At 49.2% G+C, this 26,288-nt stretch carries 18 protein-coding genes and 4 pseudogenes; 17 read left to right on the forward strand and 5 right to left on the reverse strand.

The genetic code is table 11. The annotated features are described in order from the left end of the window. The first annotated feature begins 1,064 nt into the window (after positions 1 to 1,064). From D9738_RS24525 to tssE, 13 genes and pseudogenes are all read left to right on the forward strand, one after another. Positions 1,065 to 1,328, forward strand: a complete 264-nt coding sequence (locus D9738_RS24525; RefSeq protein WP_130210724.1) for a PAAR domain-containing protein — start codon at positions 1,065 to 1,067, stop codon at positions 1,326 to 1,328. A 2-nt stretch (positions 1,329 to 1,330) separates the two neighbouring features. Next, entirely contained in the window at positions 1,331 to 2,539 is a 1,209-nt protein-coding gene (locus D9738_RS24530; protein ID WP_130210722.1) for a hypothetical protein, read from the forward strand. Beyond that, positions 2,532 to 5,903: an ImcF-related family protein gene (locus tag D9738_RS24535; RefSeq protein WP_130210720.1), complete on the forward strand. Its 3,372-nt coding sequence runs from the start codon at positions 2,532 to 2,534 to the stop codon at positions 5,901 to 5,903. Before D9738_RS24530 ends, D9738_RS24535 begins: the two co-directional genes overlap by 8 nt. Before the next feature lie 130 nt (positions 5,904 to 6,033). Continuing rightward, positions 6,034 to 6,200 (forward strand): annotated as a pseudogene (locus D9738_RS24540) (type VI secretion system protein TssA); the annotation flags it as partial. 33 nt (positions 6,201 to 6,233) lie between these two features. Next, positions 6,234 to 8,003 carry a type VI secretion system baseplate subunit TssF gene (tssF, locus tag D9738_RS24545; RefSeq protein ID WP_130261396.1) on the forward strand — a complete coding sequence of 590 codons (1,770 nt, stop codon included), beginning with the start codon at positions 6,234 to 6,236 and terminating at the stop codon, positions 8,001 to 8,003. Beyond that, the gene (gene tssG / locus D9738_RS24550; RefSeq protein WP_130210716.1) at positions 7,967 to 9,049 is read left to right on the forward strand and encodes a type VI secretion system baseplate subunit TssG; all 1,083 of its coding nucleotides are present in this window, start codon (positions 7,967 to 7,969) and stop codon (positions 9,047 to 9,049) included. The genes tssF and tssG overlap by 37 nt, the downstream gene beginning before the upstream one ends. A 35-nt stretch (positions 9,050 to 9,084) precedes the next feature. After that, entirely contained in the window at positions 9,085 to 9,609 is a 525-nt protein-coding gene (tssJ, locus tag D9738_RS24555) for a type VI secretion system lipoprotein TssJ (RefSeq protein WP_130210714.1), read from the forward strand. Between the two features lie 4 nt (positions 9,610 to 9,613). Beyond that, a pseudogene (gene vgrG / locus D9738_RS25345) lies at positions 9,614 to 11,848 on the forward strand (type VI secretion system tip protein VgrG); the annotation flags it as partial. Between the two features lie 501 nt (positions 11,849 to 12,349). Further along, positions 12,350 to 13,177, forward strand: a pseudogene (locus D9738_RS25350) (S-type pyocin domain-containing protein); the annotation flags it as partial. Positions 13,178 to 13,180: 3 nt separating this feature from the next. Beyond that, positions 13,181 to 13,456 (forward strand): bacteriocin immunity protein, encoded by a 276-nt coding sequence (locus D9738_RS24565; RefSeq protein ID WP_130210710.1) that lies wholly within the window; start codon positions 13,181 to 13,183, stop codon positions 13,454 to 13,456. 523 nt (positions 13,457 to 13,979) lie between these two features. Beyond that, entirely contained in the window at positions 13,980 to 14,531 is a 552-nt protein-coding gene (locus tag D9738_RS24575; protein WP_130259207.1) for a hypothetical protein, read from the forward strand. Positions 14,532 to 15,354: 823 nt separating this feature from the next. Next, positions 15,355 to 15,654, forward strand: coding sequence for a bacteriocin immunity protein (locus tag D9738_RS24590; RefSeq protein WP_130261398.1), 300 nt, complete (start codon positions 15,355 to 15,357; stop codon positions 15,652 to 15,654). A 7-nt stretch (positions 15,655 to 15,661) separates the two neighbouring features. Beyond that, positions 15,662 to 16,096, forward strand: a complete 435-nt coding sequence (tssE, locus tag D9738_RS24595; protein ID WP_130210702.1) for a type VI secretion system baseplate subunit TssE — start codon at positions 15,662 to 15,664, stop codon at positions 16,094 to 16,096. Positions 16,097 to 16,114: 18 nt separating this feature from the next. Here the strand turns inward: tssE and hipA are convergent. Both hipA and hipB read right to left on the reverse strand, forming a co-directional pair. Beyond that, positions 16,115 to 17,444, reverse strand: a pseudogene (gene hipA / locus D9738_RS24605) (type II toxin-antitoxin system serine/threonine protein kinase toxin HipA). Further along, positions 17,444 to 17,710, reverse strand: a complete 267-nt coding sequence (hipB, locus tag D9738_RS24610) for a type II toxin-antitoxin system antitoxin HipB (RefSeq protein ID WP_130209497.1) — start codon at positions 17,708 to 17,710, stop codon at positions 17,444 to 17,446. The pseudogene hipA and the gene hipB overlap by 1 nt, the downstream one beginning before the upstream one ends. A gap of 449 nt (positions 17,711 to 18,159) precedes the next feature. Here hipB and D9738_RS24875 point away from each other — a divergent pair, with 449 nt between their 5' ends. The 3 genes from D9738_RS24875 (at position 18,160) to D9738_RS24620 (ending at position 19,694) form a co-directional block, all read left to right on the forward strand. Continuing rightward, entirely contained in the window at positions 18,160 to 18,321 is a 162-nt protein-coding gene (locus tag D9738_RS24875; RefSeq protein WP_165382765.1) for a hypothetical protein, read from the forward strand. 312 nt (positions 18,322 to 18,633) lie between these two features. Beyond that, on the forward strand, positions 18,634 to 19,137 hold the full coding sequence (locus D9738_RS24615) for a helix-turn-helix domain-containing protein (RefSeq protein WP_130209643.1): 504 nt from the start codon (positions 18,634 to 18,636) through the stop codon (positions 19,135 to 19,137). A 56-nt stretch (positions 19,138 to 19,193) separates the two neighbouring features. Beyond that, a complete protein-coding gene (locus tag D9738_RS24620) occupies positions 19,194 to 19,694 on the forward strand; it encodes a DUF6622 family protein (RefSeq protein ID WP_130209499.1) in 501 nt (166 codons plus the stop codon). Between the two features lie 513 nt (positions 19,695 to 20,207). Here D9738_RS24620 and D9738_RS24625 read toward each other — a convergent pair. The 3 genes from D9738_RS24625 to D9738_RS24635 all read right to left on the reverse strand — a co-directional run bounded on the left by D9738_RS24625 (position 20,208) and on the right by D9738_RS24635 (position 22,098). Then, the gene (locus D9738_RS24625) at positions 20,208 to 20,690 is read right to left on the reverse strand and encodes a GNAT family N-acetyltransferase (protein ID WP_130209501.1); all 483 of its coding nucleotides are present in this window, start codon (positions 20,688 to 20,690) and stop codon (positions 20,208 to 20,210) included. Then, positions 20,678 to 20,944: a DUF1778 domain-containing protein gene (locus D9738_RS24630; protein ID WP_130209503.1), complete on the reverse strand. Its 267-nt coding sequence runs from the start codon at positions 20,942 to 20,944 to the stop codon at positions 20,678 to 20,680. Before D9738_RS24630 ends, D9738_RS24625 begins: the two co-directional genes overlap by 13 nt. A 230-nt stretch (positions 20,945 to 21,174) precedes the next feature. Continuing rightward, positions 21,175 to 22,098 carry an omptin family outer membrane protease gene (locus D9738_RS24635; protein ID WP_130261399.1) on the reverse strand — a complete coding sequence of 308 codons (924 nt, stop codon included), beginning with the start codon at positions 22,096 to 22,098 and terminating at the stop codon, positions 21,175 to 21,177. Between the two features lie 993 nt (positions 22,099 to 23,091). Here D9738_RS24635 and D9738_RS24640 point away from each other — a divergent pair. Next, positions 23,092 to 26,288, forward strand: a 3,197-nt coding sequence (locus tag D9738_RS24640; RefSeq protein ID WP_171021424.1) for an inverse autotransporter beta domain-containing protein, incomplete at its 3' end; no start/stop codon positions are given.

Genomic DNA, 26,288 nt, shown 5'->3' on the forward strand with positions numbered 1-26,288 from the left:
CTGATTTTGGGCCAGGGTCAGAAAGACGAAGATCTCTGATTTAGCACTGCACTGATTTTGGGCCAGGGTCATTTGGCCGGGTTCTCAAAAAATGCATGGAACTAAAACGGGTCTATTTACAAAGAATCCACTAAAATCATTACTTGCTCATTACCTGGAGAGGGAGGTAAAGAAGCTTCATTCTTCATTGATAATATTACAAAAGAAATTAATTATAGTTTTGAAAAGAATGGTAAAACAGAGTTAAAAGTGGTTTTTAATGAAAGGAATAACCTGAGGCACACCAAAGATAGCAAAATGAGAATTACTTATTATGGCTTCAAGCGCGGCAAATACAATTATGTCATTAATGTAATCGAAGGTTCTGAAAAAAATAAATATACAATATCGTTTGATATCAAGAAAAATGGAAGGATTATTCAATCCAGTGATTGCTTACCGAGTTCATTTAGACACGATAGTATTATAAGTAATATATACTTGATATTCCTTACGTGAATGAGGAAAGATTTAATTTTCCATAAGCCCCCCAACAAAAATAAATTTCATTTTAACTCATCGAAGAGTTTTAAATTTAATGTTAATGCATTGATTGTTAAATTGGTGAATAAGATAGCCAGGTGTCAGGTTAGCGACTGGGATGGAGAGGTATATGGATATACCAGGACGGAGGAAAAGAAATATTAGTCAGTTCTGGAATGGCTTACATGCTTCAGTGCGTCTTACCATCTAAGGAAAATAGGATATATATCAAAGAAAAACAAAAAGGCGAAAGAAATTGCATTAAAAACCATTTCTGAATATCCGAGCGGAATTTTCATGAAAGTCAAAGCAAAAAATAAATAAAGTTTATTTTATTTTTCGCGTAATAATAAGACCAGTGCTTAGCTTGTTTCCGGAGATAAGGTAAGGGTTATACGGATTTCACAAGATAATAAATGGGTAAATATTGGTTATATCAATACCAAAGGTTTACCTCTTATATTCTGGATCAACGCTGAAACACTTGAATAATAAATATTAATTTATTCCGCCCTGTAAACAATAAATTAATGGAGATACAAATGTTGCAAATTATTCGAAAAGGCGACAAAACCACTCACGGCGGTTCAGTCATGACCTGTTCTGACACCATGATATTTGGTGGGATTGGCGTGGCGCGTAAAGGTGATATGGTTTTCTGCCCGATACCTCTACATGGTCCGACAACCATCATCGAAGGTAATCCTGATTATCTTGATAACGGGATCCCGGTCGCCTTTCACGGCCATAAATGTGGTTGTGGCTGTACATTGATCAGCTCTTTTGCTTCTGCAAAGGTTGCCTGAGTATGCCAGTCCTGCTGGATGCTATCCCTGAAAAGGCGTCGAAGGTTCCACGACCTGATACCCGCCGATGGCTGCTGTTCCTGGCATTTGTCATGTCAGGAGGAATTGCGTTAACGCTCTGGAACTGGACGGCAGAACGCACTGGCTTTATTTTCTGGTTTACTGCGCTGGGATTGCCTTTCTGTCTCTGGGGGCTTCTTTTCTCCCTGCGCAGGTTTGCATATAAAGTAGAGCAGGTAGGGGCTGAGTCCAGGAATGCGGAACGCGAAGCGCTTATTGATAGCGAAACTTGTCGTGGTCAGCGCTGTGGCTGGATACTCGATACCTATGTTCAACACTTTTCAGGAAATACTCCCGCTGCACTGGTTAAAGCTGTTAATCATACTGTTCCAGCTTCAGAGACCTCCACGCCACGTGGTTCCAAATCTGCTGTCAGGTATGCAGCCTTACCCAGTTTTCAGACAGCTCTGGATACAGAACTCATCTCTGTAACGTCAACACTCGTCGCCCATGTACAAAAAATTACCGACATCCTTTCGCAGGATATTCCTTGCTGCCTGATGCTGGACTGTGACGATGATATCCGTCCCGGACTGGAGGAGCACTTCAGAAATGAACTCACGGCCAGAACCGGGAGAGTTTTCAGAGTCCTCGCAGGCAAAGGTCTGGCGGGATTTGATGCCTGGCTTGATCAGCGCTGGAACACTCCAGGCATTCTTGCAGAGGTGACGTTTTCATTGCCCGCGCAACCTGATGAAGGTGACGCCGATGCCATTACTCTTGTGGTGTTCAGCAACCGTAAGGCTGCTGGCTATCCAGATGCAGTATGCCTTCATCGCCCAGAAAAGGGTAAGGAAGTCCAGCTTGTAAAAACGCTGGACAGGGCGCTGTTATGGGCCGCAACAGCCCCTGAGGCACTAAAAACGGCCTGGTATACAGGTCCAGTCCTTTCAGGCGGAAGTGGATGGAATATGGCTTGTGAAGATAACGGGGTAACATTCAGCTTGTCAAAAGACAATCATGGAATTGATTCCGTTCTGGGATATGCCAGCCGCGCCGCCCCCTGGCTCGCTGTTATTCTTGCCTCAGTGGCATGCAGAGATAATGGCCCGCAGGTTATCGCCGCCCAACCCACCGCTGACAAAGACGACGTCTGGATCGCTGTCATCACCAAAGAAGAAGTTCGCAAGGAATCGCCCAAGAATGTCTAAGGTAAAAGTAAAAACTCTCATCGGCTCCGTTGTAACTGTCGCCTTTTTCCTGACAGCCATCGTGGCATTTCTGTTTTATGCCTTTCCGGAAAACGTAGCTTCGGCCACCGGCTTCGGTCCGTATGACGGCCAACGGATACTCACATTCTGCGCCATACTGGTTGCCACGTTGTTTTTACTCGGCTGGCTGACGGAGAAGGCTTTCGACCTCGCCGGTAAATCTGGGTTGTATTTCCAGTGGGGACGGAAAAAGGCTGAGAGCGTCACTCCGGTAATGAGCACCATTCCCGGTGAAGAAGACGACGATGAACCGGTCTTCAGCGAAGATGCCGTATCCGAACACCTGCGCTTTCGCTATGGACGTCGCTGGAAGCGTAGAGTGCGACTCCTTCTGGTGATGGGCAACCAGGACGACGTTCACAAAGCTGCCCCGGGCCTGTGTAATGACCTCTGGCAGGAAGGCGACGGCAATGTGCTGATTTATGGCGGTGACGCGCAGTCACTTCCGGACGAGATCTTCCTTTCAAAACTGAAGCGCCTGCGATCCGGGCAACCGGTTGATGGCATCATTCAGGTGATGAGTATTTCAGCCCTTCCAACGGATGGCGAACGGGATGCCCTCCTGCGTTACCGTCAGAAAGCCGACCATCAGTTGGGCTGGCAGGTGCCTGTCTGGCTGTGGCTGACTGACAACGCCACCGATGCTCAGCAGGGCGCGGAAACTGCTGCGACAGGGGTCATATTCGGGCCTGATGGCACCGTGAAAGACGCGGGTGAAGGGTTTTCTACATTGGCACTGCATCTGCAAAAAGCAGGTATGGCACAGATACTGAATAATCCGGCTGATTTCGGTCTGCTTCAGTTATCCCTCCAACTGCGGCAGGAGCTGAAAGCCAGTCTGGATGTTTTGCTCGGCGGGCTGATGCAGGGATCTGCGGTCTGGCGTTTACGCGGTGTCATGTTCAGTCCTGAAGTGGCCGTTGTCGGTTCGGTCCCAAACACACGCCCCGACACACTGACCTGGAAAGCCGTCATTGATGACTGTGATGCCGTCAGCGGCAGGAAGCTGGGCTTCGACTGGCTGAAGATGCTGCGGTTAATTCTGCTTTCCCTGATTGTCCTGTGGGGGGCCGCTACACTGCTGTCTCTGATCGTTAACCGTACTCAGATTTATCAGGCGCAGGAAACGGCAAGACAGGCAGCGGATACTGCAAAATCACTGGCTGAACGTCTGCACAATCAGCTCGTACTCCAGCAGGCCATTGCCCGTCTGCAACATCGTGAGACGACCGGCGCGCCATGGTACACACGATTTGGTCTTAATCAGGACAGCGACACGCTGGCCGCACTCTGGCCGCTGTATGCGAAAAATAACGCACAGCTAATGAGGGATGCTACAGCAGACAGTCTCAGGCAGCAGCTGAATGCCTTTGTGCAACTACCTCCTGCCAGTGATGCCCGTACGCAGGGCACACAGCATACATATGACATACTCAAAAGTTATCTGATGCTGGCGCGTCCGGACAAAGCGGACGCCGGCTGGCTGGCAAAAAACGCGCTGAAAGCCTTACCGAAACGCCAGAATGTGCCGGATGGCATATGGCAGAACATCGCACCGAAACTGCTGGGTTTTTATGCGCAAAACCTCCCGGCTCATCCGGAATGGAAAATTAAGCCTGATGCCCAATTAATCAGCACAGTCCGTCAAATTCTGCTTAAGCAAATTGGCCAGCGGAACGCTGAGTCCGGGTTATATCAGGAGATGCTTAAGCGCGTGGCCAGCAACTGGCCTGATTTAACGCTTGCTGATATGACTGGCGACACCGATGCCTCAACGGTATTCAGCACTGATGAAGTCGTTCCTGGAATGTTTACGCGTCAGGCCTGGGAAGAGCAGGTACAGGATGCGATTGATGAGGTCGTGAAAACCCGCCGCGATGAAATTGACTGGGTACTGTCGGACAAGACCCATCAGACAGGGAGCGATATCTCCCCGGAGGCGCTGAAGGCCCGCCTGACTGAACGCTATTTCACCGATTTTGGTAACGCCTGGCTCAACATGGTCAACAGCATACAGTGGCAGGAAGCCACGTCACTGTCTGAGGCGATTGCCCAGCTCAGTCTGATCGGTGATGTCCGCCAGTCCCCGCTAGTGGCACTGATGAACACGCTGGCCTGGCAGGGGAAAACAGGGCAGAAAGGTGAGGCTCTGGCTGATTCAATCGTGGACTCAGCGAAAAAGCTGATCGGTCAGAAAAAAAATGCCAGACAGTTTATTGAACAGGCACAGGGCCCTAAAGGTCCGCTTGATGGCGTGTTTGGACCGCTGATGGGGCTTATGGAAGGTAAAGAGGGTACCGGTGCCAACGGTAACCTCAGTTTCCAGTCCTGGCTGGCCCGCGTAACTCAGGTGCGGCTGAAGCTTCAGCAAGTCACCAGCGCCCCGGATCCGCAGGCTATGTCGCAGATGCTGGCCCAGACAGTATTCCAGGGCAAAGCCATCGATCTGACCGATACCCGCGACTACGGCAGTCTGGTTGCGGCGAGTCTGGGGCAGGGGTGGAATGGATTTGGCCAGTCGTTATTTGTGCAACCGCTTGATCTGGCCTGGCGGCAGGTAATTGCCCCGGCTGCGGGTAGCCTCAATGTCCGCTGGCAGACAACCATTGTCGATCAGTGGAATAAGGCCTTTGCGGGACGGTACCCGTTTAAAGCCACCGGCAGCGATGCCTCCCTGCCGCTACTGGCTCAGTTCCTGCGTAGCGACTCGGGTCGAATCACTACCTTCCTGAAAACTAATCTCGGCGGGATCCTCCGCCAGGAAGGGAATCGCTGGGTCGTTGATCCTTCCGCAAGTCAGGGGATGGTTGTGAGTCCGGATTTTCTCCGGGCGATTAATCAGCTGGCGGAACTGTCAGATATCATGTTCTCTCAGGGCGATGCGAGTGTTCACTTCGAACTGATGGCGCGTCCTTCACGGGATGTTGCCAGAGTGCAGCTTACCCTCGATGAGCAGAACCTGGATTACTTCAATCAGATGGAAAGCTGGCAGAGCTTCACCTGGCCGGGGAATACTTACTATCCAGGTGTGTCGCTCATCTGGCGTAGTGTAAACAGCGGTATGCAACTCTTCGCCAGTAACCAGGGTAACTGGGGCTTCATTCGCCTGCTGGACAAAGCCCTGATCACTCCACTCGATGCCAGCCGTACACAACTGGTGTGGATCACCGCCGATGGCAATCCTCTGAAGTTCATCATGCGCAGCGAGCTGGGCGACGGTCCGCTAGCCTTACTAAAGCTACAGGGATTTACGCTGCCCGCGTCCATTTTTAACGTTGCTGCTGGCACTGAAGGTGTTGAGTAAATATGAACAGAGGCATTCATCCTGTGCTGGCCTTTGCTAAACAGGTAGATGGCTGGTCTTCAGGTGTATTCAGTCAGGTTGATAAGTGGCGGGAAACCGATTCACTTGCCCCATGCCGGTAGATGACGTTTCGCCAGTGCTGACGCTGGAAGACTCGGAGCCCGCTCTGTTGTTTGAAGTCCTGGCCCAACGCCTGAAGCTGCTACGAATGAAAGCCGGTCACAGTGAATCTGATAAAGCCCGTTGGTGGGTCTGATCGCCATTGACCCGGCCAGTGCCATGGTGCTCTGTGGCTAATATTCTCTTTAATAATTTTCAGGAATACCATGCATGGATGATTTAACCCTTCGCTATTACGAAGCAGAGATGCGCTATCTGCGTGAGGCGGGCAAAGAGTTCGCCCGTGCCCATCCGGATCGGGCAGCGATGCTTAATCTGGATAAACCCGGCGCCCGCGATCCTTATGTAGAGCGCCTGTTTGAAGGTTTTGCCTTCCTGATGGGCCGTTTGCGTCAGAAGCTGGATGATGACCTGCCGGAACTGACCGAAGGGCTGGTGAGTCTGCTGTGGCCACACTATATGCGGACCATCCCGTCGCTGGCTATCGTCGAATTCTCTCCTGACTGGCGTGGCCTTCGTCAGGCTGAACTTCTTGCCGAAGGTTTCTCCGTACAATCACGCCCTGTCGGGCCGCATAAAACCGCCTGCCAGTACCGGACGACTCGCGATGTTCCTCTGCAACCACTGCATCTTGCGGATGCCCGCCTTCATACTGAAACCGATGGCCGCTCTGCTATCCGTTTGCGCTTCGAATGCCCTGAAAAAGTGGACTGGAGCAAAGCCGGGATCGACAAAGTCGCCATATTCCTCAACGCAGAGAGTCCGATCAGTTCAGCACTCCACCTGGCATTGACCCGTCGCGTTCACGCCATGTACGCCCGCCATTCAGGGACATACACCGAACGTCATCAGTTTGATGGCTGGTGCAAACCCATGGGCTTTGACGACAATGACGGCCTGTGGAAGAAAGCCGATACTGCCTTCAGTGGTTACCAGCTGCTGCTGGAGTATTTCAGCTTCCGACCGAAATTTATGTTTGTTGAACTGCGTGGCCTCGACACCATCGGGCTAACTGAAGCCAGCTCCTGGTTTGAAATCGACATCGTGCTCAGTGAAGCCTGGTCATCCGATCTGCCTTTTGAAACGGAAACCTTCCGGCTGCACTGTGCACCGGTCATCAACCTCTTCACCCTGGAGGCCGATCCGCTGACGCTTAACCCGCTGGATAACGAATACCTGCTCAGGCCGTTGCGTCTTCAGGATGGTCACACCGAGATTTACAGCGTCGATGATATCCATGGCGCGGTAAAGAATGGCAAACACCCCTATGTACCGTTCACCAGCTTCCGGCACCGGGGCGGTATGATGCGCCACGATGCCCCTGAACGTTATTACCACACCCGCGTGAAACGCGGCCCCTCTGGCCTGTATGACACCTGGTTGATTCTCGGGGGGCGTTCGTTCGAGCTGGAGCAGCTGTCCGATAAACCAGAATCCCTTTCGATGCGAATAACCGGTACCAACGGGCAGCTTCCGCGCACAGCGCTGGAAAGTACGCTCCTGGACAGGGTGGCAAAAACCGGCAAAGTGCCCGTCAGGGTACTGAACGTCACCGCACCGACGATACCGCTGTATCCCCCTGCAAACGACCGTTTTCACTGGCGGGTGATGAGCCACCTCGGCTCAAACTTCCTCAGCATGATGGACAATCCGGAAGTCCTGCGGGGAACGCTGGCGCTGTACGACTGGACCGATGATGAAATGAACCGACGTCGGCTTGAAGCTATCGTCGCCGTGAAGCACACCCTGCTCCGCCGTTTTGAGAAGGGCTTTATGCTCCGGGGAGTAGACATAGAGGTCACGCTGAACATGGATAATTTTGCAGGCGAGGGGGATGTGAATCTCTTCGGCGAAATGCTGCACCGGTTCTTCGCGCGCTACGCTGATATTCACCTCTTCAACCAGCTTACGCTGGTGCTGCAACCGACAGGAAAACGACTGAGATGGCGCGAGAATCACAGCCAGTACGTCCCGGGCTAACACTAGTCCTGAGCAAAGATATCTGGCGGGCCAATTTTTATCGTTTCTGCCAGCTGCTGGAGCAGGAAAATCCGGACGCGCCGAAACTGGGCGCCTCCAGCCATCCAGCCAACGATCCGGTCCGCTTCAGGCCCTGGCCTGGTATGGGTTTCCCGGTCAGTACCCTCAAAGCGGTGGAGACTGACGAAGACCACCCGGAATTACCCCCAACGGTCCGTACGACATTTTTGGGGATATATGGCGTGGACTCCCCTCTGCCGACGTCCTGGCTGGACGACATTGCGCAGCGCCGCGAAGGGCACGAGGCAGTTACCTCGTTTCTGGATATTTTCAGCCACCGTATCACCACCCAGTATTATCGGATCTGGCGGAAATACGCCTGGCCGGCCACCTTCGAGGCAGGTGGCCGCGATGCCACATCTCAGTGTCTGCTGGGGCTGGTCGGCCTTGGTATACCGGGCACCGCTGAACAGGTGGCAACGCCGGTTTCACGCTTTCTGGCCTTGCTGGGTACCATGCGATTACCCACCCGCAATGCAGAAGGCATTCGGGCCCTGGTAAGCCTACTGGCACCGAATACCCGGGCAATTATCACCGAGCCCGATCCGGTTAAGGTCCATATCGATAACCGTAGCGGGTTGGGTACCGGGAACCGCATCTGTCTTTCTCAGCGAGCCACGCTGGGTAAAACGGCAAAGGAAGCATGCAGTCGGGTACTGGTGACGCTGGAGACAGAAGATCCGGAGGAAGCCGAAGGGTGGTTACCAGGTGGTTTCCTCCATACCGATTTACTGGTCCTGCTGCGCGTTTATCTCGGCTACCGCAGTGACGCCCGACTGCGCCTCACCGTACCCGTACGATTGTTGCCTGAGCCACGCCTTGGCAAAGGCAGACGTATCCAGCTGGGCCGCACCGGCTTGCTGGGCCTGAAAGCAGGCAAGCTCAGCAATAGTCGGGGAAGTCTGACCGTCAGTCTGGGCTGCTATGAAGGGTTGCAATGTTCTGCGCTACCGTCCGCTGAAGACGGGCACTACCGCTTCGAATAATCACGTACTCCCACTCTCAATAAAGGAACTTTTGAATGGCAACAGTAACCCGTTGGTGGGCGCTGACGCTTATTGCCTGTAGCCTGCTCGCTGGCTGCGGTCTGACTCAGACTGTCACGGACGGTACGGTCAGCATCACGAAATCCATCTTCTACAAGAAAATCAAAACGCTGCATCTGGATTTTACCCCGCGTACGGCCATTAACGCTGATGGCGCACAGACACCGCTGGCAACGATGGTGAGAGTTTATCAGCTCAGGGATCGTAAAGCGGTTGATGCCGCCGATTACCAGACACTGCTGCGCAATGCCGATACGGTACTTAAAGACGACGTACTGGCGTCTAAAGAGCTGCTGGTGATGCCAGAAGGCAGCATGACACTCAATATGCCCATGGATGAAGACGCTCAGTTCGTGGCGGTGGTGGGATTATTTAACCGCCCGGATCAGAAGGACAACCGCTGGCGCCTGGTGCTGACCCGTGACGATCTGGACCCGGACAACCCCCGCACGATTGAACTGGGTGATGGCTGGCTCAGCCTCGTGCCGGTGAAGGAGTGACGTGATGGATAACTGGTTAGCGCTTTTTGACGGACAGACCCGATATTTTCTGGATATTTTTGACAGCTCAGTGAAGCCGGATGTTCTGCGCTTTTACGGCAGGGAAGCACTGAGCGAACCCTTCAGCTGGGACATCGAGTTCACAACGCTTCAGGCGAATATCCCCCCGGAAGAGGTGCTGATGAAATATGCCTCTTTCCGGATGCGGAGCGGTAAAAGTGTGCACGGCATGGTGACCCGCCTGGAATGGCTTTCCACCTCAAAGGACCAGTCTCACTACCGGCTTACGATCAGTTCGCGCCTGGCGCTCCTGGGATATACCCGACAGTGCGTGGTCTATCAGAACCAGTCTGTTCCTGAGGTGGTTGAGCAGGTGCTGCGTAAACACGGTCTGGAAGGTCCCGATTTTGAATTCAGACTGGAGCGCACCTACCCACCACGTGAAATTATCACTCAGTGGCGGGAAACGGATTTGCAGTTCATTCAGCGCATTCTGTCTGAGGTGGGTATTTACTGGCGTACGGAGATGGACGACGTGCGCGGTCTGGATACTTACATACTGGCCGACAGCCAGCTTAACTATCAGTTTGATGTGCAGTTGCCCTACAGCGAGCCGTCGGGGTTGTTCGACAGTGTGGCAGAATCGGTCTGGGATGTGCGGACCTGGCACAACATTGCCACCGGCACTGTCACCACGCGTGATTACAACTACCGGACAGCCACCATGCCGATGAATGCGGCGGTCAGCGTGCGTAATGATGTGGTCACCACCGGGGAGCATTACCGCTACGCAGCCCCTTATCGTGAAGCGGGAGACGATGCCAGCCCGGAGCCGGAAACCGAATCTGGCGCGTTCTGGGCCCGACTTCACCACGAGCGGGAGCTCAACAGGTCGGCCCGTATTCACCTGTTCAGCAATGCTGCACACCTCACACCCGGGCAGGTGCTGGAGCCGCAGGGCGATGTCATTACGGCCCTGCAAGAGGGCGTCATCCTTACGCTGGTGACCTTCCGGGGCGCCCGTGATTCCCGTCTGCATGTGTCGGTCTGGGGCCAGCCTTACACCGAACGTTACTGCTTCCGTCCGGCAGAGATCCCGCGTCCGGTCATCGCGGGTACGCTTCCGGCACGGATCGAAAGTCGCGAAAAAAATGATACCTACGCACATCTGGATGAGCAGGGGCGCTATCGGGTGAAGCAGGACTTCGACCTGGAGGGGACGGAACCCGGTTACGGCTACCTTTGGCTGCGGATGGCGAAGCCTTATGCCGGTGAAACGCTGGGCTGGCATACGCCGCTCATCGATGGCACCGAAGTGGCGATTGCGTACAGCAATGGCGATATTGATCTGCCGTACATCGCCTGTGCACTACACGACTCCGAACATCCCGATCTTGTGAACCGGGACAATCATACCCGGAACATCCTCCGGACACCGGCCAACTCAAAATTGCGGATGGAAGACAAGCGTGGTGAGGAGCACATCAAACTCGCCACGGAATACGGTAAAACGCAGCTCAACAACGGGCACCTGGTGAACAGCAAAGGACAACTTCGCGGTAAAGGCACAGAGCTGCGCACCGATGAGTGGGGAGTCCTGAGAGCAGGAAAGGGACTCTTTGTCGCTGCGGATGTCCAGGCGAAAGCGCAGGGTGATGCTCTGGACATGGATGCTGCATTGAAGGAAATCGACAGGCTTAATCAGCAACTGCAACAACTGGAAATGGCCGCAGAAAAGGCCCTGGCGCTGAAGGGGGATGTCGACAGCCAGATACAGATGTTTGAGCAGCGGCTGAAACCGCTCAATGAAGCGGTGCTTTTCTCGGCGCCGGAAGGCATGGCACTGACCAGTGGAGAAGATATGCAGCTGGCCGCGGGCCGGAACCTTGCGCTTAACGCCGGAGAAGACTTCAGTGCTGGAGTGATGGGCAATGCGACCGCTTTGACCGGGGAGAAGCTGGGGCTCTTTGCCCGCACCGGTCAACTGAGCCTGAAATCCGGGGAAGGGCCAATAGATGTCCAGGCGCAAAACGCCAGTATGCGGTTGTTCGCTGAGAAGAAGCTGACGCTGAGCTCAGCGAGTGACATCTCCTTTGCCGGAAAAAAACGTATCACGCTGATTGGTGGTGGCAGTTATCTGAAGCTTGAGGCCGGGAAGGTCGAGTATGGTACGACAGCGTCGTATGTACGGAAGGTGAAAAGGACGATGGCGGCATCAGCCAGTGCTAAACCTCCGGAGGCCTTATCCTTACCGCCTCCAGCGACCATGAGAGAATTCAATCCCGAAACGCTCACCCCGTGGGTGACGCCGGTGTATGCAAAATCCTGCCTGAAGGAGAAAGGCTGCACGGATGCCGGTACTGCCGAAGAGCCCGTTGATAACTTTGGACAGATGACAATTTTTGCCCAGCCTGTCGAGGACGACTGCTGCGGTTATGGCCATCAGCATGAGCATGCAGATGATGAAGTCGTTCAGCATGCCCAGTCAGCCAAAAAGCGTAAGCCTGACGCCGGGGGCGCTCAGGCAACGGCTGCACCACTTGCTCTTGGGGCTGCTACGGGCGTGATGACCCAGGTCTGGGGAGAATGGTCCCTGACCGGCGTATTGGGCGCGGCCCGGGGAATTCCGTATGTAGGAGCGATGATGTCCGCACTCTACGTTCCATCTGCGGGCGAGGGGAGTGACAGGGTTCCTGGCCGGGATGAATTCTGGTACGAGGAAGAGCTGCGGCAGAAAGCCATCACCGGGGCAAAAGCGACAACCCGGGTGAGATTCTTCTGGCGCCAGGATGAACAGGGCAACATGCGGGTCTATGGCGTCCATACGGGTGAAGGTACCCCGTATGAAGGTGTCCGCACAGCAAACATGGTGTGGAATAGTGAGCATAATCAATATGAGTTCACTCCAGCTCACGGTGCCGATGGTCCGCTGATTACCTGGACGCCAGAGAGACCTGAGGGCAGTGACCTTCCCTCACATACCGGCAGCGACATCAAGCCAATAGACCAGGCAACAATACTCGTCACGCCAATTCCTGACGGTAAAGATGAATACACGACACCACCTTTCCCGGTGCCGGAAGAACGCGATCTTAACGATTACATTCTGGTGTTCCCTGCGGATTCAGGGATTAAGCCGATTTATGTTTATCTCAAAACCGCGAGGGATGAGCCAGGTGTGGCAACAGGGAAGGGGGAGACGCTATCAGGTTCAGAGAAATGGCTTGAGGCTGCGAGCTCTGGTCTGGGGGCACCTGTACCTGCGCAGGTTGCTGATAAACTTAGAGGAAAACCCTTCCGTAACTTTGACCATTTTAGAGAAGAGTTTTGGCTTGCTGTGGCAGAATGTCCTGAATTGATGAGTCAGTTTAAAAGGGTTAACCAGATGGAAATAAGAGATGGGAATGCTCCTTTCAGCATAGTGCCAGAACAAGTTGGTGGAAGAAAAAGATTTGAAATACACCATATAGAACGTATTATTGATAGTGGGGCTGTTTATGACTTTGAAAACATGCGCGTAAACACAGTTAGAAATCATATTAATTTACACTCAAAGAAAAATAGGTGATTTATGGAGTTTAAGCCAAAGCTTGAGGATTATACAGAGGATGAGTTCAGAACCTTTTTAAATGAATTTTTCACGAACCCAAAAAAATTAAAAGGAAAAGAGCGGCAGCAGTATATAGATAATTTAGTTGCGCACTTTGACCTAATAGTAAATCACCCTGAAGGTAATGGATTGTTATTCTATCCCCCAGACGACCGTGAAGATAGCCCTGATGGGGTGATCGGGGAAATAATAAGATGGAGAAAATCCCAAGGGCTTCCACTTTTTAAAGATAGTTAAGAATTAATACCTGAACTCAATATGGCTATCTGATGAGATAATCTAACCAAACATTTCTGCTTGCACATTATGAGGAATGCAAAGCTGATTATGATTAACAATAGGTGTGTTAAAAACAAATTGGAAGATTATACTAAAAATAAATTCATGAAAATCTTGAATGAATTTTACTCAGAACATAGATCATCGTCATCACCTAAGGGTAACGAGCTAGAAACTTATTTAGATAATCTCCTTGATATGTTGACTGTACTGGTTGGGACCGGAGAAGTTAGTGACTTTATATACTACCCAGACACACCTGAAAATGATTCGCCTGAAGGTGCATTAAATGAAATAATTAAATGGAGAAAATATCAAGAGCTTCCATTATTTAAGGACTTCTAGGTCAAAGAATCATGAATAGAATATCATCATGACTGCTGCGTAACGGTCTTAATTTAGTAACAAAAATGGACTTGTTGGGGAATGATATTCGGAGTCGCTGGATATTATGGAGCGGACTTGGTTGCGGATTATATTGATGAAAATTAATTTCGATCGTTTATTTAGCAAAAAAAATAACCTTCAGGATATCTATTCTGAAAATACCTTTATCACAATCCCAGACTCAGAAAGAAGATACCCACCATTCTTTTTTGTTGGGAGCGGGGTATATGCATACTCAACCAGGTTCATGATTAAATCCGATGACTTAGCAAAGCTAGTTGATACGATCGAGGAAAGGTTCAACAAAAAGATAACCAGCAATAAAGCTATTTATTCGCTCAAAAACAGCACTCTTCACTATTATCAATTTAAAGAATTTGGTCAAACAGCAGTAGATATAATAACTAATGACAACAACCTCATTGATAATATTTACGCTTTATATTTAGAACCACCGCTACCGAGCACTGTATTCCCTAACCGGGATGTAGAAACATTCGGAAGTCTACAAGGCGATATAGAAGCATGGTGGAGTATATATTGGCACCCTTTCTGGGGGAGGCTATCTCTGGAAAAGAAAAAACATTACGTAGAGCAAAAAAATTTATCTAATGAGCTAAAGGAATTCCTACTTCTCCATAACTAACATCATTCCCGCAAAATGACTTTCGCCCAAGATGATCTCTGAGGTTTATGCCATGCGGTCTGGCGCAGACCAGTGTGAATGGTAAAATCGGCATCACGATTTCAACATAAATTTATTCACTATGGTAAATAGGAGACACGAAATGATAAATGTAACTGAGATGAGCGAAAACATTTCCAATTATACAGAGAACGAATTCACCGAAATTGTAAGTGAATTCTATCCCGAGCAAGTATCAAAAAAATCATTAAGCAATACAGAATTAGAAAATTATTTGGACAAGCTTTTGGATAAAATCATTTACTTAGTTGGCTCAGTTACTGCGAGTGATTTTATATATTACCCTAACACCCAGAAGAAGACAATCCAGAATCCGTAATTAATGAAATAAAAAATCAAGAAAAAACCATGGATTAGCTCTTTTTAAAGATTAATAAAACCACACAAAATGAATAGAAGGTAATTTATGGAACTTAAAAACTCATTTTCAGAATATACACAACAAGAATTTTTGCTTTTTTGAATGAATTTTTTAAGAATTCAAGAAAAGCAAAGCCAAAGGGGGAATCTCTTAGTGATTATTTGACAAAATTATCGAATCACTTTGACAAAATCACGGAGCATCCTGAAAAGAGCGATTTAATATTTCACCCAAAGGATAATTCAAAATGTACTCCGGAAGGATTGATTGAGGCAGTTTTAAACTGGAGAATATCCCAAAGCCTTCCTATTTTCAAAGATATTTAAACTAGAACGTTATAACCCTATGTAATTCCAAGAGTAAATGACACTTTATTAAATCCATAATTACAGACAGAAAAATATGTTTGAATTTATGCGTACGTTTAATGATTACACTGAAAATGAATTTCTCGAATTCTTACATGAATTTAGAAAAGCAACAAGGAAAGATAAGTTTCTAAAAGGGAAAGAATTAGATACTTACTTAGATAAGCTCATGTACCATTTCATAGTTATTACTGAGCACCCTAAGCAAGGAGACCTAATAGCCTATCCTGAATCACCAGAAGACCGGAACCCCAATAATATTATCAAAATTGTGAGGGTGTGGAGAAAATCTCAAGGCCTCCCACTTTTTAAAGACTCTGAAGCGGATTCTTGAGGTCTAAATGTCCAATAGAAAATCCCCATCGTTATATGAAATTCTCACTGGCAACTTTACAGGGGATCTTCCCCTTGAAGTTGTAAACGAAGAAGACCAGGTCATTTTATCCGTGCTGGATAACATCCAGCGTATCTTGAACGCCCGGGCCGGGACCATATCTCATCTACCAGATTATGGTTTGCCGGATATGACCAAAATTCTGCAAGGCATGCCCGGAACAGCCCACGAGCTAATCGATACGCTGGCCGGTGTTCTACTCAAGTATGAACCACGTTTGCAGTCCCTTAATGTAACTTTATTCGAACAGCAAGTGCCCGGGGAGCTGCGTTACGCCATAGATGCGGAACTGAGAGGTATCGGACTTGTACGGTATGGGACCGAGTTTATGCCAGAGGGAAAGGTGATGATCAGACACTTGAAACAGCAGCAAAATCTGTAAAAACATCAATTTATCTAATCAATTCATACCCTCATTTCCATATTCTCGGCTTAACCGACCGTGCAACCTCAACACATTGGTTTCAATTGCCGTCAACACGTTCTCCGGAAAATCTGCCGATAATGAAGTCTTCACGTTATCCAGTGCTGCGGGAATCATTCTGGCAAAGTCACTCAGGATTTCATGCATCTGCACTTCCGGGAATTTCAGTGCCTTTGCTGTCGCCAAAAAATGTCGCGGATAAATTTTATTGATTACCGTTTTCTGCCTTTGGATGCATTAAGCCCCATTGCCAGTTTGAGATCGCTGATATGTATTCCCGGGCCACCCAATACCGGAAATGCTGAAATGATGTCGTAAAATGGCGTGAGTCGATAACTACCGCCGGCCTAGATAAACACAGAGAAATTTTTCGCATGGCCGTCCGTCGCGCCAATCAACCACTGGAATACCTGGAATTTCATAAAATCATAACGATCGCGAAGCGCCTCGCTGGACCCCATTAAAAACGCCATGATCCGCGCGATGCCTGGGCCTCCGTCAGATTCATATTTCACCGATGAAGGTAAACCGAATGTCTGACACATATCCTCCTGCGGCAAGCGAAGTAAAACCGTTCGTTCAGTATTCCAGCGTCTGTCAAAGCGTTCGACCGCTAACGCGCGCACCTTTCCCGCTTTAATGATTTCTGCGTCGGGAACATTCAACCCGAATTCTTTTGCCAGCAGCAGACAGTAATACTCATTATCAACACTCTGACTGAGATCGAGCGTCGCGTTGGGCTGCCTGATTTCACCAATCGGCAATTTAATGATATGCGTCGTCGGCGTTATTCCTTTCGGAATGCACCAGTCATTGCCCATTCTGAGCAGCGCGGTCTTCTCCTGCGCGCCAGCAACCGAGATGCGAAAGTCATCTTCCTCCTAATCATGTCTAGCGGGATATCTGCTTTATAAGCCGTTAATACTTCTTCAAGTCTGGCTTCAGTAAGCTTTTCCCATGCCATTATCGGGCGCGTTACGGTTTCGTCTTCTGGTAATAACGTCACGGCGCCAACGCTGTCTCGCCCTATTTCTGACAATAAATCAAACGGTTGTCTGGATTTAGCATGATAACGTTTAACGATCCGGTCGCGTAAAATCGGGCTATCGGGTAACAGGTTATCGAAGAAGTTAAATACGGCATCAGAGGTGATATTCCCCCTCTGCAATGGCAGCGAAAGCGACAATGGCCTGGCATAACGGTTGGCTAACCACTCCGGCGCATACTTAAAGGTATGGGCACCGTTGGCCAGCTTCGTCAACTCGCCTACCCGCTGGTTGTTCATCCACGTGACAAGTTTAGGCATTACCACTCCAGATCTTGCTGATCAGTTGATTCTGGCGAGGCATTTTTCGTGTCGCATAGCGTCATTGATAGCTTAAGCGACAGTAATATCTTAAAAAATGTTGTTAGCGTGGTGTTGTCAGGGTTGTTTTCGAAATTGGAAATGGTCGCCTGTTTTATACCGATTTTTTTCGCCAGCTCGCTCTGCGTCCAGCCATTTTGCTGACGAACCAGTTTCATTGCATTTGCTAATTGCGTTGGGCTATAGATCATCGGAAAGCTTATCATGCCATACGTCCACAAGAAGTTTATCCGCTTTAGGGGATATTTTCAGTTTTATCCTTTAGTGAGGATAAAGTCAATCTGCAAACGCATTTTATCCGCTTTACGGGATAAACACTGCGATAGCCGCGATCGCGGATAAAAACGACCATACAGGTATAGTGCATCTCCACTACACCGGGTGGCGTCAGCCCCATTACCCCGATGCAGTCCATTTTCTTCTGACTTTTCTGTGTGTTTTGTGTGTATTTTAGCCAAGAATGTGATCAGTACCCGATATAGTGGATCACGTCATTGCCACCATACCTGATAGCGTGATGGCACGGTTAGGAAACTTTACCTGGTACAGTGTATCGTGAATGATGATCGGCTCTGATAACGCGATGATACTGAAGTGAAAGCTGTACCCTGTGTAGTGGATCCAGTGAAAGTGCGCACCCGGTATAGTGTGCTTCATGGCTGAATCGGAGTTTGCCGCAGGTAGCCCTGCGTCCACCATCATGACAGACACTGGTCGCAGGACTCGCGAGCCGTATGTAGGTAATCCACTATGCCGGGTGAATGATATGTTGATCCATGCTGACGGACAGCTGGTTATCCACAAAAACGGAGCATAACCTTGTGACCGGAATCCGGATAAGACGAGATAATCATCATTACTGCGGCATCACCAGTAAGGGGTAACCCTGCTCCTCTTTTACTTCAGTTTCTCTATATTCAGCATAAATTCAGACGTTCCGCTGATGCTGGAAGTCGACGGAAAGAACGGGAAGCTGCGGCTGTCACCCAACCCCAGACCCAACTGAATGTGCAGGGGTCCGACCTTATGACACTGGCGTGTCGCCTTGCTGTCATGGTGGTGTCGTATACGGTGCCGGACTGATGTGCAAGTATTATTGTCACAGACATTGCAGAGAACGGGAACAATGATGACTGTCGCTGAAAAGGTGAAAACATATCGTCTGAGAAAGGCATGGTCGCAGGAACAACTGGCTGAAGTCGCCTCTCTTTCTGTAAGGACTGTGCAGCGAACTGAAAAAGGCCAGAAGCCGAGTCTGGAAACACTCAGTGCGATTGCTTCAGCCTTTGATATAAATGTTTCTGATCTCTCGGAAGAGACTTACGTTGCCAGCCAGGCTCTTGATGAACGCATCAGCGAAGCCAAAATTCAGGTAGCACAGGAAACCCGGTTTTATCGGATTCTGGTTACTGCTGTTCTGGTATGCACAGCATTAATGATAATTAACTCTCTGTTTACCCCGGAAAGTTACTGGTCCGTTGTGGTAGCTGTTATATGGGGAGGACTTGTCATACTCAGGGGAATACGCGTGTTTATCATGCGAGGGAAAATCGCCTTATGGCAACAACGCAGGTTGCAGAAAATTCTTCGGTCAGGAAATAAAATATCGAATAACAATACCACTGAAAAGTAATGGTGTGCCGATTCACCTGTACTGAAAAAGATTAACTTTCGTAACTGGGACAACTTATGAATATTGCAATCTTTTTAAGAGATACACCTGTCTGGATATGGATCCTGCTGGCTTTTTTACTGCGACGCGGCTTTGCTGCTCTTTATGTCCGGGAGATGACAATCAGGCGGTTGTTTTTTCTCCCAGTGCTTTTTCTTGTCTGGGGGGCATATGGTGTTATCACTGAGACAGCACTTGCTGGCGCAAGCCTTTCAATGATGGCAGCAGGACTGCTCGCAGGCACGGCTCTTGGATACAGGTTGTGGCGCTTACAGCCACCGCTGAGAGATTCAGATAATCCGGGCATGATTATCAGGGCTGGGACGCCGCTGACCCTGGGGCTGATTGTGATTACTTTTTGCATGAAGTTCATACTTACTTCAGCCATTTATCTGCAACCGGGATTACGGTCATCCGCAAGTTTTTGTATGTTGTTTGGCGGTGTAACAGGACTTATTGATGGCGTATTCTGGGGAGGAACCCTGAGCCTTTTCATCCCTTGGTACAGCAGAAGATGATTAACCGTAACTACCGGTGATCGAAACCCAAAGGACCCGCTATTCATTGTTGTTGGCTCACGCCAGATGAAATTGAAATTTTCGCTTGTGGTAAGCGATGGTCGCACAGTTAGGGTATACCCCAAGGCATAAACGCTATAAGCGTTGTAGGATTGCTCTTGGATCTGTGACAATTGATAACTTACAAAAAGCTTTGCTTAAAATCCGTAAACCGTGGAGAACGAGCAATATCGTTATCCCGTCATTTATTTAATTAAATGTCTGCTTCACAGCAGACACTCAACAGCGCCGTCCGCGTCTATAACTGACCTATCGCGCTTAATGTTCTATATTGCTGTTCTGTTAACCGACTGGGGCCGAGTGACATTTATCGCAAGCCATGCCTAAGTGCGTACAATGAATCGCATAAAAAAGTAACTTATTGATTTTAAAGTACATATAACAAAGATTATGTTAAATATCGTATCTGGAGGGCTTCAGTATGCACATTTCAATCTCCCTTGCCCCCCATTATTACGGCAGTCTGAGAAACAACGTTCTCTCCTGCGTTTGTGATGCTTTAAAACCATGGTGCAGGTAAAAGCGTCGGGCAGTGTCGGTAAGCGCATGAACCATAATGGCGCGAACGCCGATATTTTCAGCTACTCTGTAGCAGCGCAACACCGCATCATGAAGCAGATCGGCGCCCAGTCCTTTACCGTGGAACGAAAGATCGACCGCCAGACGAGCCAGGATAATCACCGGTATGGGGTCAGGCATATTACGGCGAATATTTCCCGTTGCTTCGACATGATTCACACTACCGGTTGCAAGTGAGTAATAACCAACTACACGTTTTGTCTCTTGCTTGCAGATAACAAACGTCCGCGCAGCCCCAAGCGCCTGATTCTTTAATCCCCTGTGTTTTAACCATTCATCCAGAACAGCCTCACCACTAACAAATTCCGCAAGTTGATGAGAACTCGATAAAGGTTCAGGCTGAGTTACAAATCCCACTGTGGTTTCCTTGCCAGAAGTTTTTCTAATGCTGGGTTAGATTCTACCGGCGCATCGATCATATCGATAAACTCGGCATACTGCTCCTCGTTCAGATTAAATACTCTGCGTTCAAGAATGACATTCTCTGCGGCCTGGCAAGCCATTTCGAGGATAAAATCCGTGCGCGACTTATGCAGAATTTCTGCTGCCGTATCTATCAGCGCCCGCTGGGATTCTCTGGCGCGAAGGTTGAGTTGGACATCTGATTTCATGGTAACACCCCGTATAGCATTTGCTATACAGCATAGCAGATTATTGCTGTGTAGCAATTGCTATACATACCGGATAACTGAATTTTTCACCAGAGAGTTACTGACTAAAGGTACTTAATGTTGGCAAGACGGCTGCTGCAACGGATGGGTAAATTATCAGGATGTTGTAACTACGTAATTTTTATTTAAATTCGGGGGCGTTTACTGCCCCCCGAAGACGCATTTAACCATCAGAAGCGGTACTCAATCCCTGCGCCAATGGCGTAGTTATAGTTTTGAATACCTGCAGCATCATTGTAATGTTCAGAGTCACCTGTGACTTTATCATGCACAGTTGAGTCCCCCCTGCCTTCAGAGAAACGCGTCCAGCTCAATTCAGTGAAGACACGAGCCTGGGAAGTAATGTTATATCCCGCGTTGATAGTTCCTGAGTAATAGTTTGAATTACTGGCAGTTTCGTTAAAACTCAGGTCACGCATGTAATGCTCATCGTGGTCGCGAGCTTCTACCCACGGACTGAATTTAAACTGTGCAGTGATATCAAAATCCTGGTAAACATATTTCCCCGTCAGCCCTAAGTAAGGCACCCGGTATCTCTGCTGGTAACCAATGGTGCGCTCACCGCGCGGGAAATCGCCCACATTCGCACCATTATCATAGGTATAATGCCCCCCCTCAGCCAGCCAACTGAAACGGGTTTCCTGATACCCAACCACTGCGCCGAGATGCAAATTATCTTCATTCAGCAACCAGCCGGTTACGTTCAGATCAAGCTGGTTAGCGAAATTCAGATGCGTGTCAGGACTGCTTGACCTGTCGCTCCAGTGGCTTTGCGAAGGATAAGACCAGTCATAATCATCCATACCAGAACCGCGAGATGCCAACGTCGTCCACCCATTAGCATTCAGCGACAACCATGATAATGGGTCCCAGGTAATTCCAGCTTTAATAACCGGCGCATTGTTTATTTTCCAGTTAAGCTGGCTCGACTTCACACCTTCATCATAAACAAATTCGCGAGACTCCCCGTTTAACACCGAAAGAGAAGTTCCAACTGACACACTCTCAGGAGAAAAGTTGACACTCTGGTCAGCATATGCCAATGGCATTAATGCAAGTAAACCTGCCCCGGTAAGTAATACACTTTTCAACATCGCTCTCATCCTTATAACCTGGTGTATGTCTTCTGACTGACATTTGTGCACCGATAAATTGTTCAGTTATACCGCAACAGCAATTAGCCATAATAAATGGTGGAAATGCTGCCATTAATGAATATATTTAACCTAATTGGATTCTGATATTTTCACTGCCACCTTAATCAACGTTTCAGTTAGCCAATTACGTCCATTAACGGTGTTCAAACCTGAAGATATCAAATCCTTTAAGTTCGGCATTACAGAGTATTAAAGCAGATAAATAGCATAGCCATATCGTTATAATGCCATACATTTCATTACAACAATAAATCAAATTACACAAAAAAATTGCACTTATTTATCATTTTAAGCCCAACAATTGTCATCACCAAAAAAAAATTAAGATAAACACCCTAGACAAAAAAGAAACCAGACAACAAAAATCAGTATAAAATGTCACAAAATGAAAATACAACAACCAATCAACCCATTGATATCACTAAATATAAACATAAATCAGAGATAAATCATAACAGTATCCTCACCAGCTAACATATCAATAACGGAATTTTATGCTGTAATTTCACATAGCAGACAGACCTATATTCTCTTGTTAACGCCCCCTCTACCAGGAATTATAACAATAGACGCGCGCAACGACATGTTCTTATTGAAAAAAACGCACTAACACATAATCATCCTAACATTCCATTATCAACAGAAAATCATTAACATTCGTTAGTTTTTATTATCAGTAACATGTAGCTGGAGGGTGAGCAAAAACCAAATTTATTACAACAGCACTTGAATGAATTTAGTTACACACTGTTTCGTGTGTCTGCCTCAGACAAAATGAACAGAATAATAAAGCACCTTAAGGAAGATTAGTCCGGATAAATAAATATTGTCCGCCGTCTATTAACAAATTTCAAACAACAGACTGATGTTATTATGAAACAGAGACTCACAGCCTGCCTGCAAATATTTTTGCAGCTCATGGTTATTTTTATGAACTCCTTTGTCTTTACGTTCCCTGCTCAGGCAGTAACGAATTCGCCAGAGAATAAGTCCGGACAAGAAGCAAAAGGAAAGCACGATGCGAAAACAACAGCACAGGATGATGAAGACGATAAAAAAATCGCCTCAGTTCTTACCAGCACTGCCGAATTATTAAAACAGAGCAATAGAACAGATGCATTGATCTCCTCTGCCATCGGCAGCACCTCGTCGATTGCCACCAGTGAAGTGCAGCAATGGTTGCAGCAGTTCGGAACTGCCAAAGTTAATGCAACGCTGGACCGCAAAATGGCACTTAATAATGCCAGCGTAGATCTTCTGGTGCCTCTCTACGACAACAAGAAGCAGGATCTCCTGTTTACGCAAGTTGGTGCCCGCCGCAATGATGACCGCGATATCGTCAATATCGGTATTGGTTATCGTTACTTTGCTGACCACTGGATGTGGGGCGTCAACACTTTTTACGACCAGCAGCTCTCCGGTAATAAGCATCAGCGTCTGGGCGTCGGGACAGAGCTGGGCAGCGATTTCTTCCGCCTTAGCGCAAACGGTTACCGCCGACTTTCCGGCTGGAAAAATTCAAAACGCTATGCCGATTATCAGGAACGTGTTGCCAATGGCTATGACATTCGCGCCGAGGGTTATTTACCCGTTTATCCACAGTTAGGTGCAGAACTGGCGTGGGAACAATACTTTGGTGAGGAAGTGGCGCTCTCGCAGAACAGCAGTGATAAGCGCCTGAGCAACCCGTGGGCCATGACGCTGGGCGTCAACTACACGCCATTCCCGCTGATGACCGTGGGCCTGAACCAAAAAATGGGTAAAGGTGATCAGAACGACACCCAGGTGAACCTCAATCTCAACTGGAAGATGGGCGAATCCCTGGCGAGTCATCTCGATCCAGACGCCGTCGGCGCCAGCAGAACGCTGATGGGTAGCCGTTACGAGCTGGTAAACAGAAACAACGACATTGTGCTGGAGTACCGTAAGCAACAGGTTATCTGGCTGACCCTGCAGGATAAAATTTCCGGCACTGAATCTATGACCCTGCCGGTAAATGTGCAGGTGAAGAGCAAATATCCGCTTGATCACATCCACTGGCAGGCCGACAGTCTGCTGAAAAACGGCGGCAACATCAGCGAGAAAAATGGCGCCTGGTCCGTCACGCTCCCGCATTATCATACCGGCAACGCCGTGAAGAATGTCTATGTTGTTTCCGCGACGGCTCTGGATACGAAAGGTAACCAGTCGCCCCCGGCGTACATGACTGTGCAGGTTGACAGTTTTAATATTCAACACGCAGTCACCACCGCCAGCGCCGCTAAAATGACGCTACCAGCAGACGGAGTAAGCAGCACACCGATTAGCGTGACGCTGACCACCGCCAGTGGTGAGAAAATCACAGGTCAGGCAGCTAACCTCAGTGCTCAAATCACGGAAGCCAACTCAAAACAACAGAAGCCACAAAAGAAAGCCAGGCTGCAAAAGAAAACCAGCCTCTCTCCGGCAACCGCACCAACGCAGGTGCCAGCCAGTATCTCGGCGTTTAAAGAAAACTCGCCCGGCGTATATGTCACTACCTTCCATGCCGGCAATATGCCTGGGCAGACAACTGTTGATGTTTTCTGTAACAAGACTCAGAAGATTAGCAGCACGACCATTACTCTGGAATCTCCCGCTGCCAGCGAGCGCTTTGCTGCCCACGGGATAACCGCATCGGCAACGTCAGCACTGGCTAACGGCACAGATGCCATCAGCCTCACGGCGCACATCGTGGATGCAACGGGAAATCCTGTATCGGGCGTCCCCGTTACCTGGACCACGGATAATGCGCAAGCTCTCCTGTCGGCAACGTCCGCTCGCACCGATGCCCAGGGGAACGCCAGCATCTCGCTGACCAGTTCCCAGCTCCTGAGTACAACAATCAGCGCCCATCTCGATAACGGCGAAATTATTAAAAGTGAAGCGCTGCAGTTTATTGCGGATAATGCCAACGCAGTGATCAGCCAGATTGATGGCGATAAAACCGGTGCTATCGCCAATGGCCAGGACACTATCATCCTGCAGGCCATCGTGACCGATACCAGCAACCACCCATTATCGAATCAGACCGTGAACTGGGCCATTAGTTCCGGTAGTACCACGGCACATCTGGCTGGCAGCCAGAGCCAAACCAACGAGAATGGCGTGGCAACCATGCTTCTCACCTCCACCAGTGCCGGACAGGTTACTGTTTCCGCCACCACCGGAGACAAGACAACCGGGAAAGCGGTACCAAAACACTCCGTTCCTCTGACTTTTGCGGCCGACGCCAAAAGCGCCGTGCTGAAAAATATTACACCGGATAAGACCACGCTGCTGGCCGACGGGAAAGAGAGCGCAACGCTAACCGTTATTGCAGAAGATGCGTTAGGTAACCCATTAAAAAATGTCCAGATCGACTGGAGTACCCTCAGTACTACCGCGCATTTTGCCCCGACAACCGCGCTGACGGATGATGAAGGCAAAGCCACCACCCAGGTTAGCTCCTCTGCCGTGGAAGATGTGGCACTGACGGCGACCCTCCAGGGGCAGAAAATTACCTCCCCGGTCCTGCATTTTACGGTGGACAGTAAAAGTGCTGCGGTAACGTCGCTTAACACCAGTAAAGAAACCGCCGTCGCCAACCTGAACGACGCCATTCAGCTGACTGCACTGATTAGCGATGCTCACCAGCATCCGGTATCCGGTAGCCCAGTGAAGTGGGCCATTACTTCCGGTAAAGGGGTACTCAGCACCGCGCAGAACACCACTGATACCAGTGGTTACAGCCAGGTCATGCTTACATCCGCCTCAAGCGGGGATGTCGTTGTAACTGCCAGCGCCGCGACCGGTAGCGCTGTGGCGTCTCACAGCCTGCACTTTATTGCCGACAGCACTTCGGCAAAAGTTACCGACGTCACCGTGGATAAAAAACACGCCGTTGCCGACGGAAAAGAATCTGTAACCTATATCGCGACAGTAAAAGATGATAAAGGCAACGCCCTGGCAAACCATAAAGTAACATGGCATGCCTCCGGGACTGGCGTCATCCTTTCTGCAGCAACCACGCAAACCGATGCCTCCGGGGCAGCCTCGGTCACACTGTCGGCGCTGAAAGCCGGTACGGTCAGCCTCTCTGCACAGGCAGAAGCAGGCGTTGCGTTTAA

Origin of the sequence: Escherichia sp. E10V5 (genome assembly GCF_004212315.1) — a bacterium.
Lineage (GTDB): Bacteria > Pseudomonadota > Gammaproteobacteria > Enterobacterales > Enterobacteriaceae > Escherichia.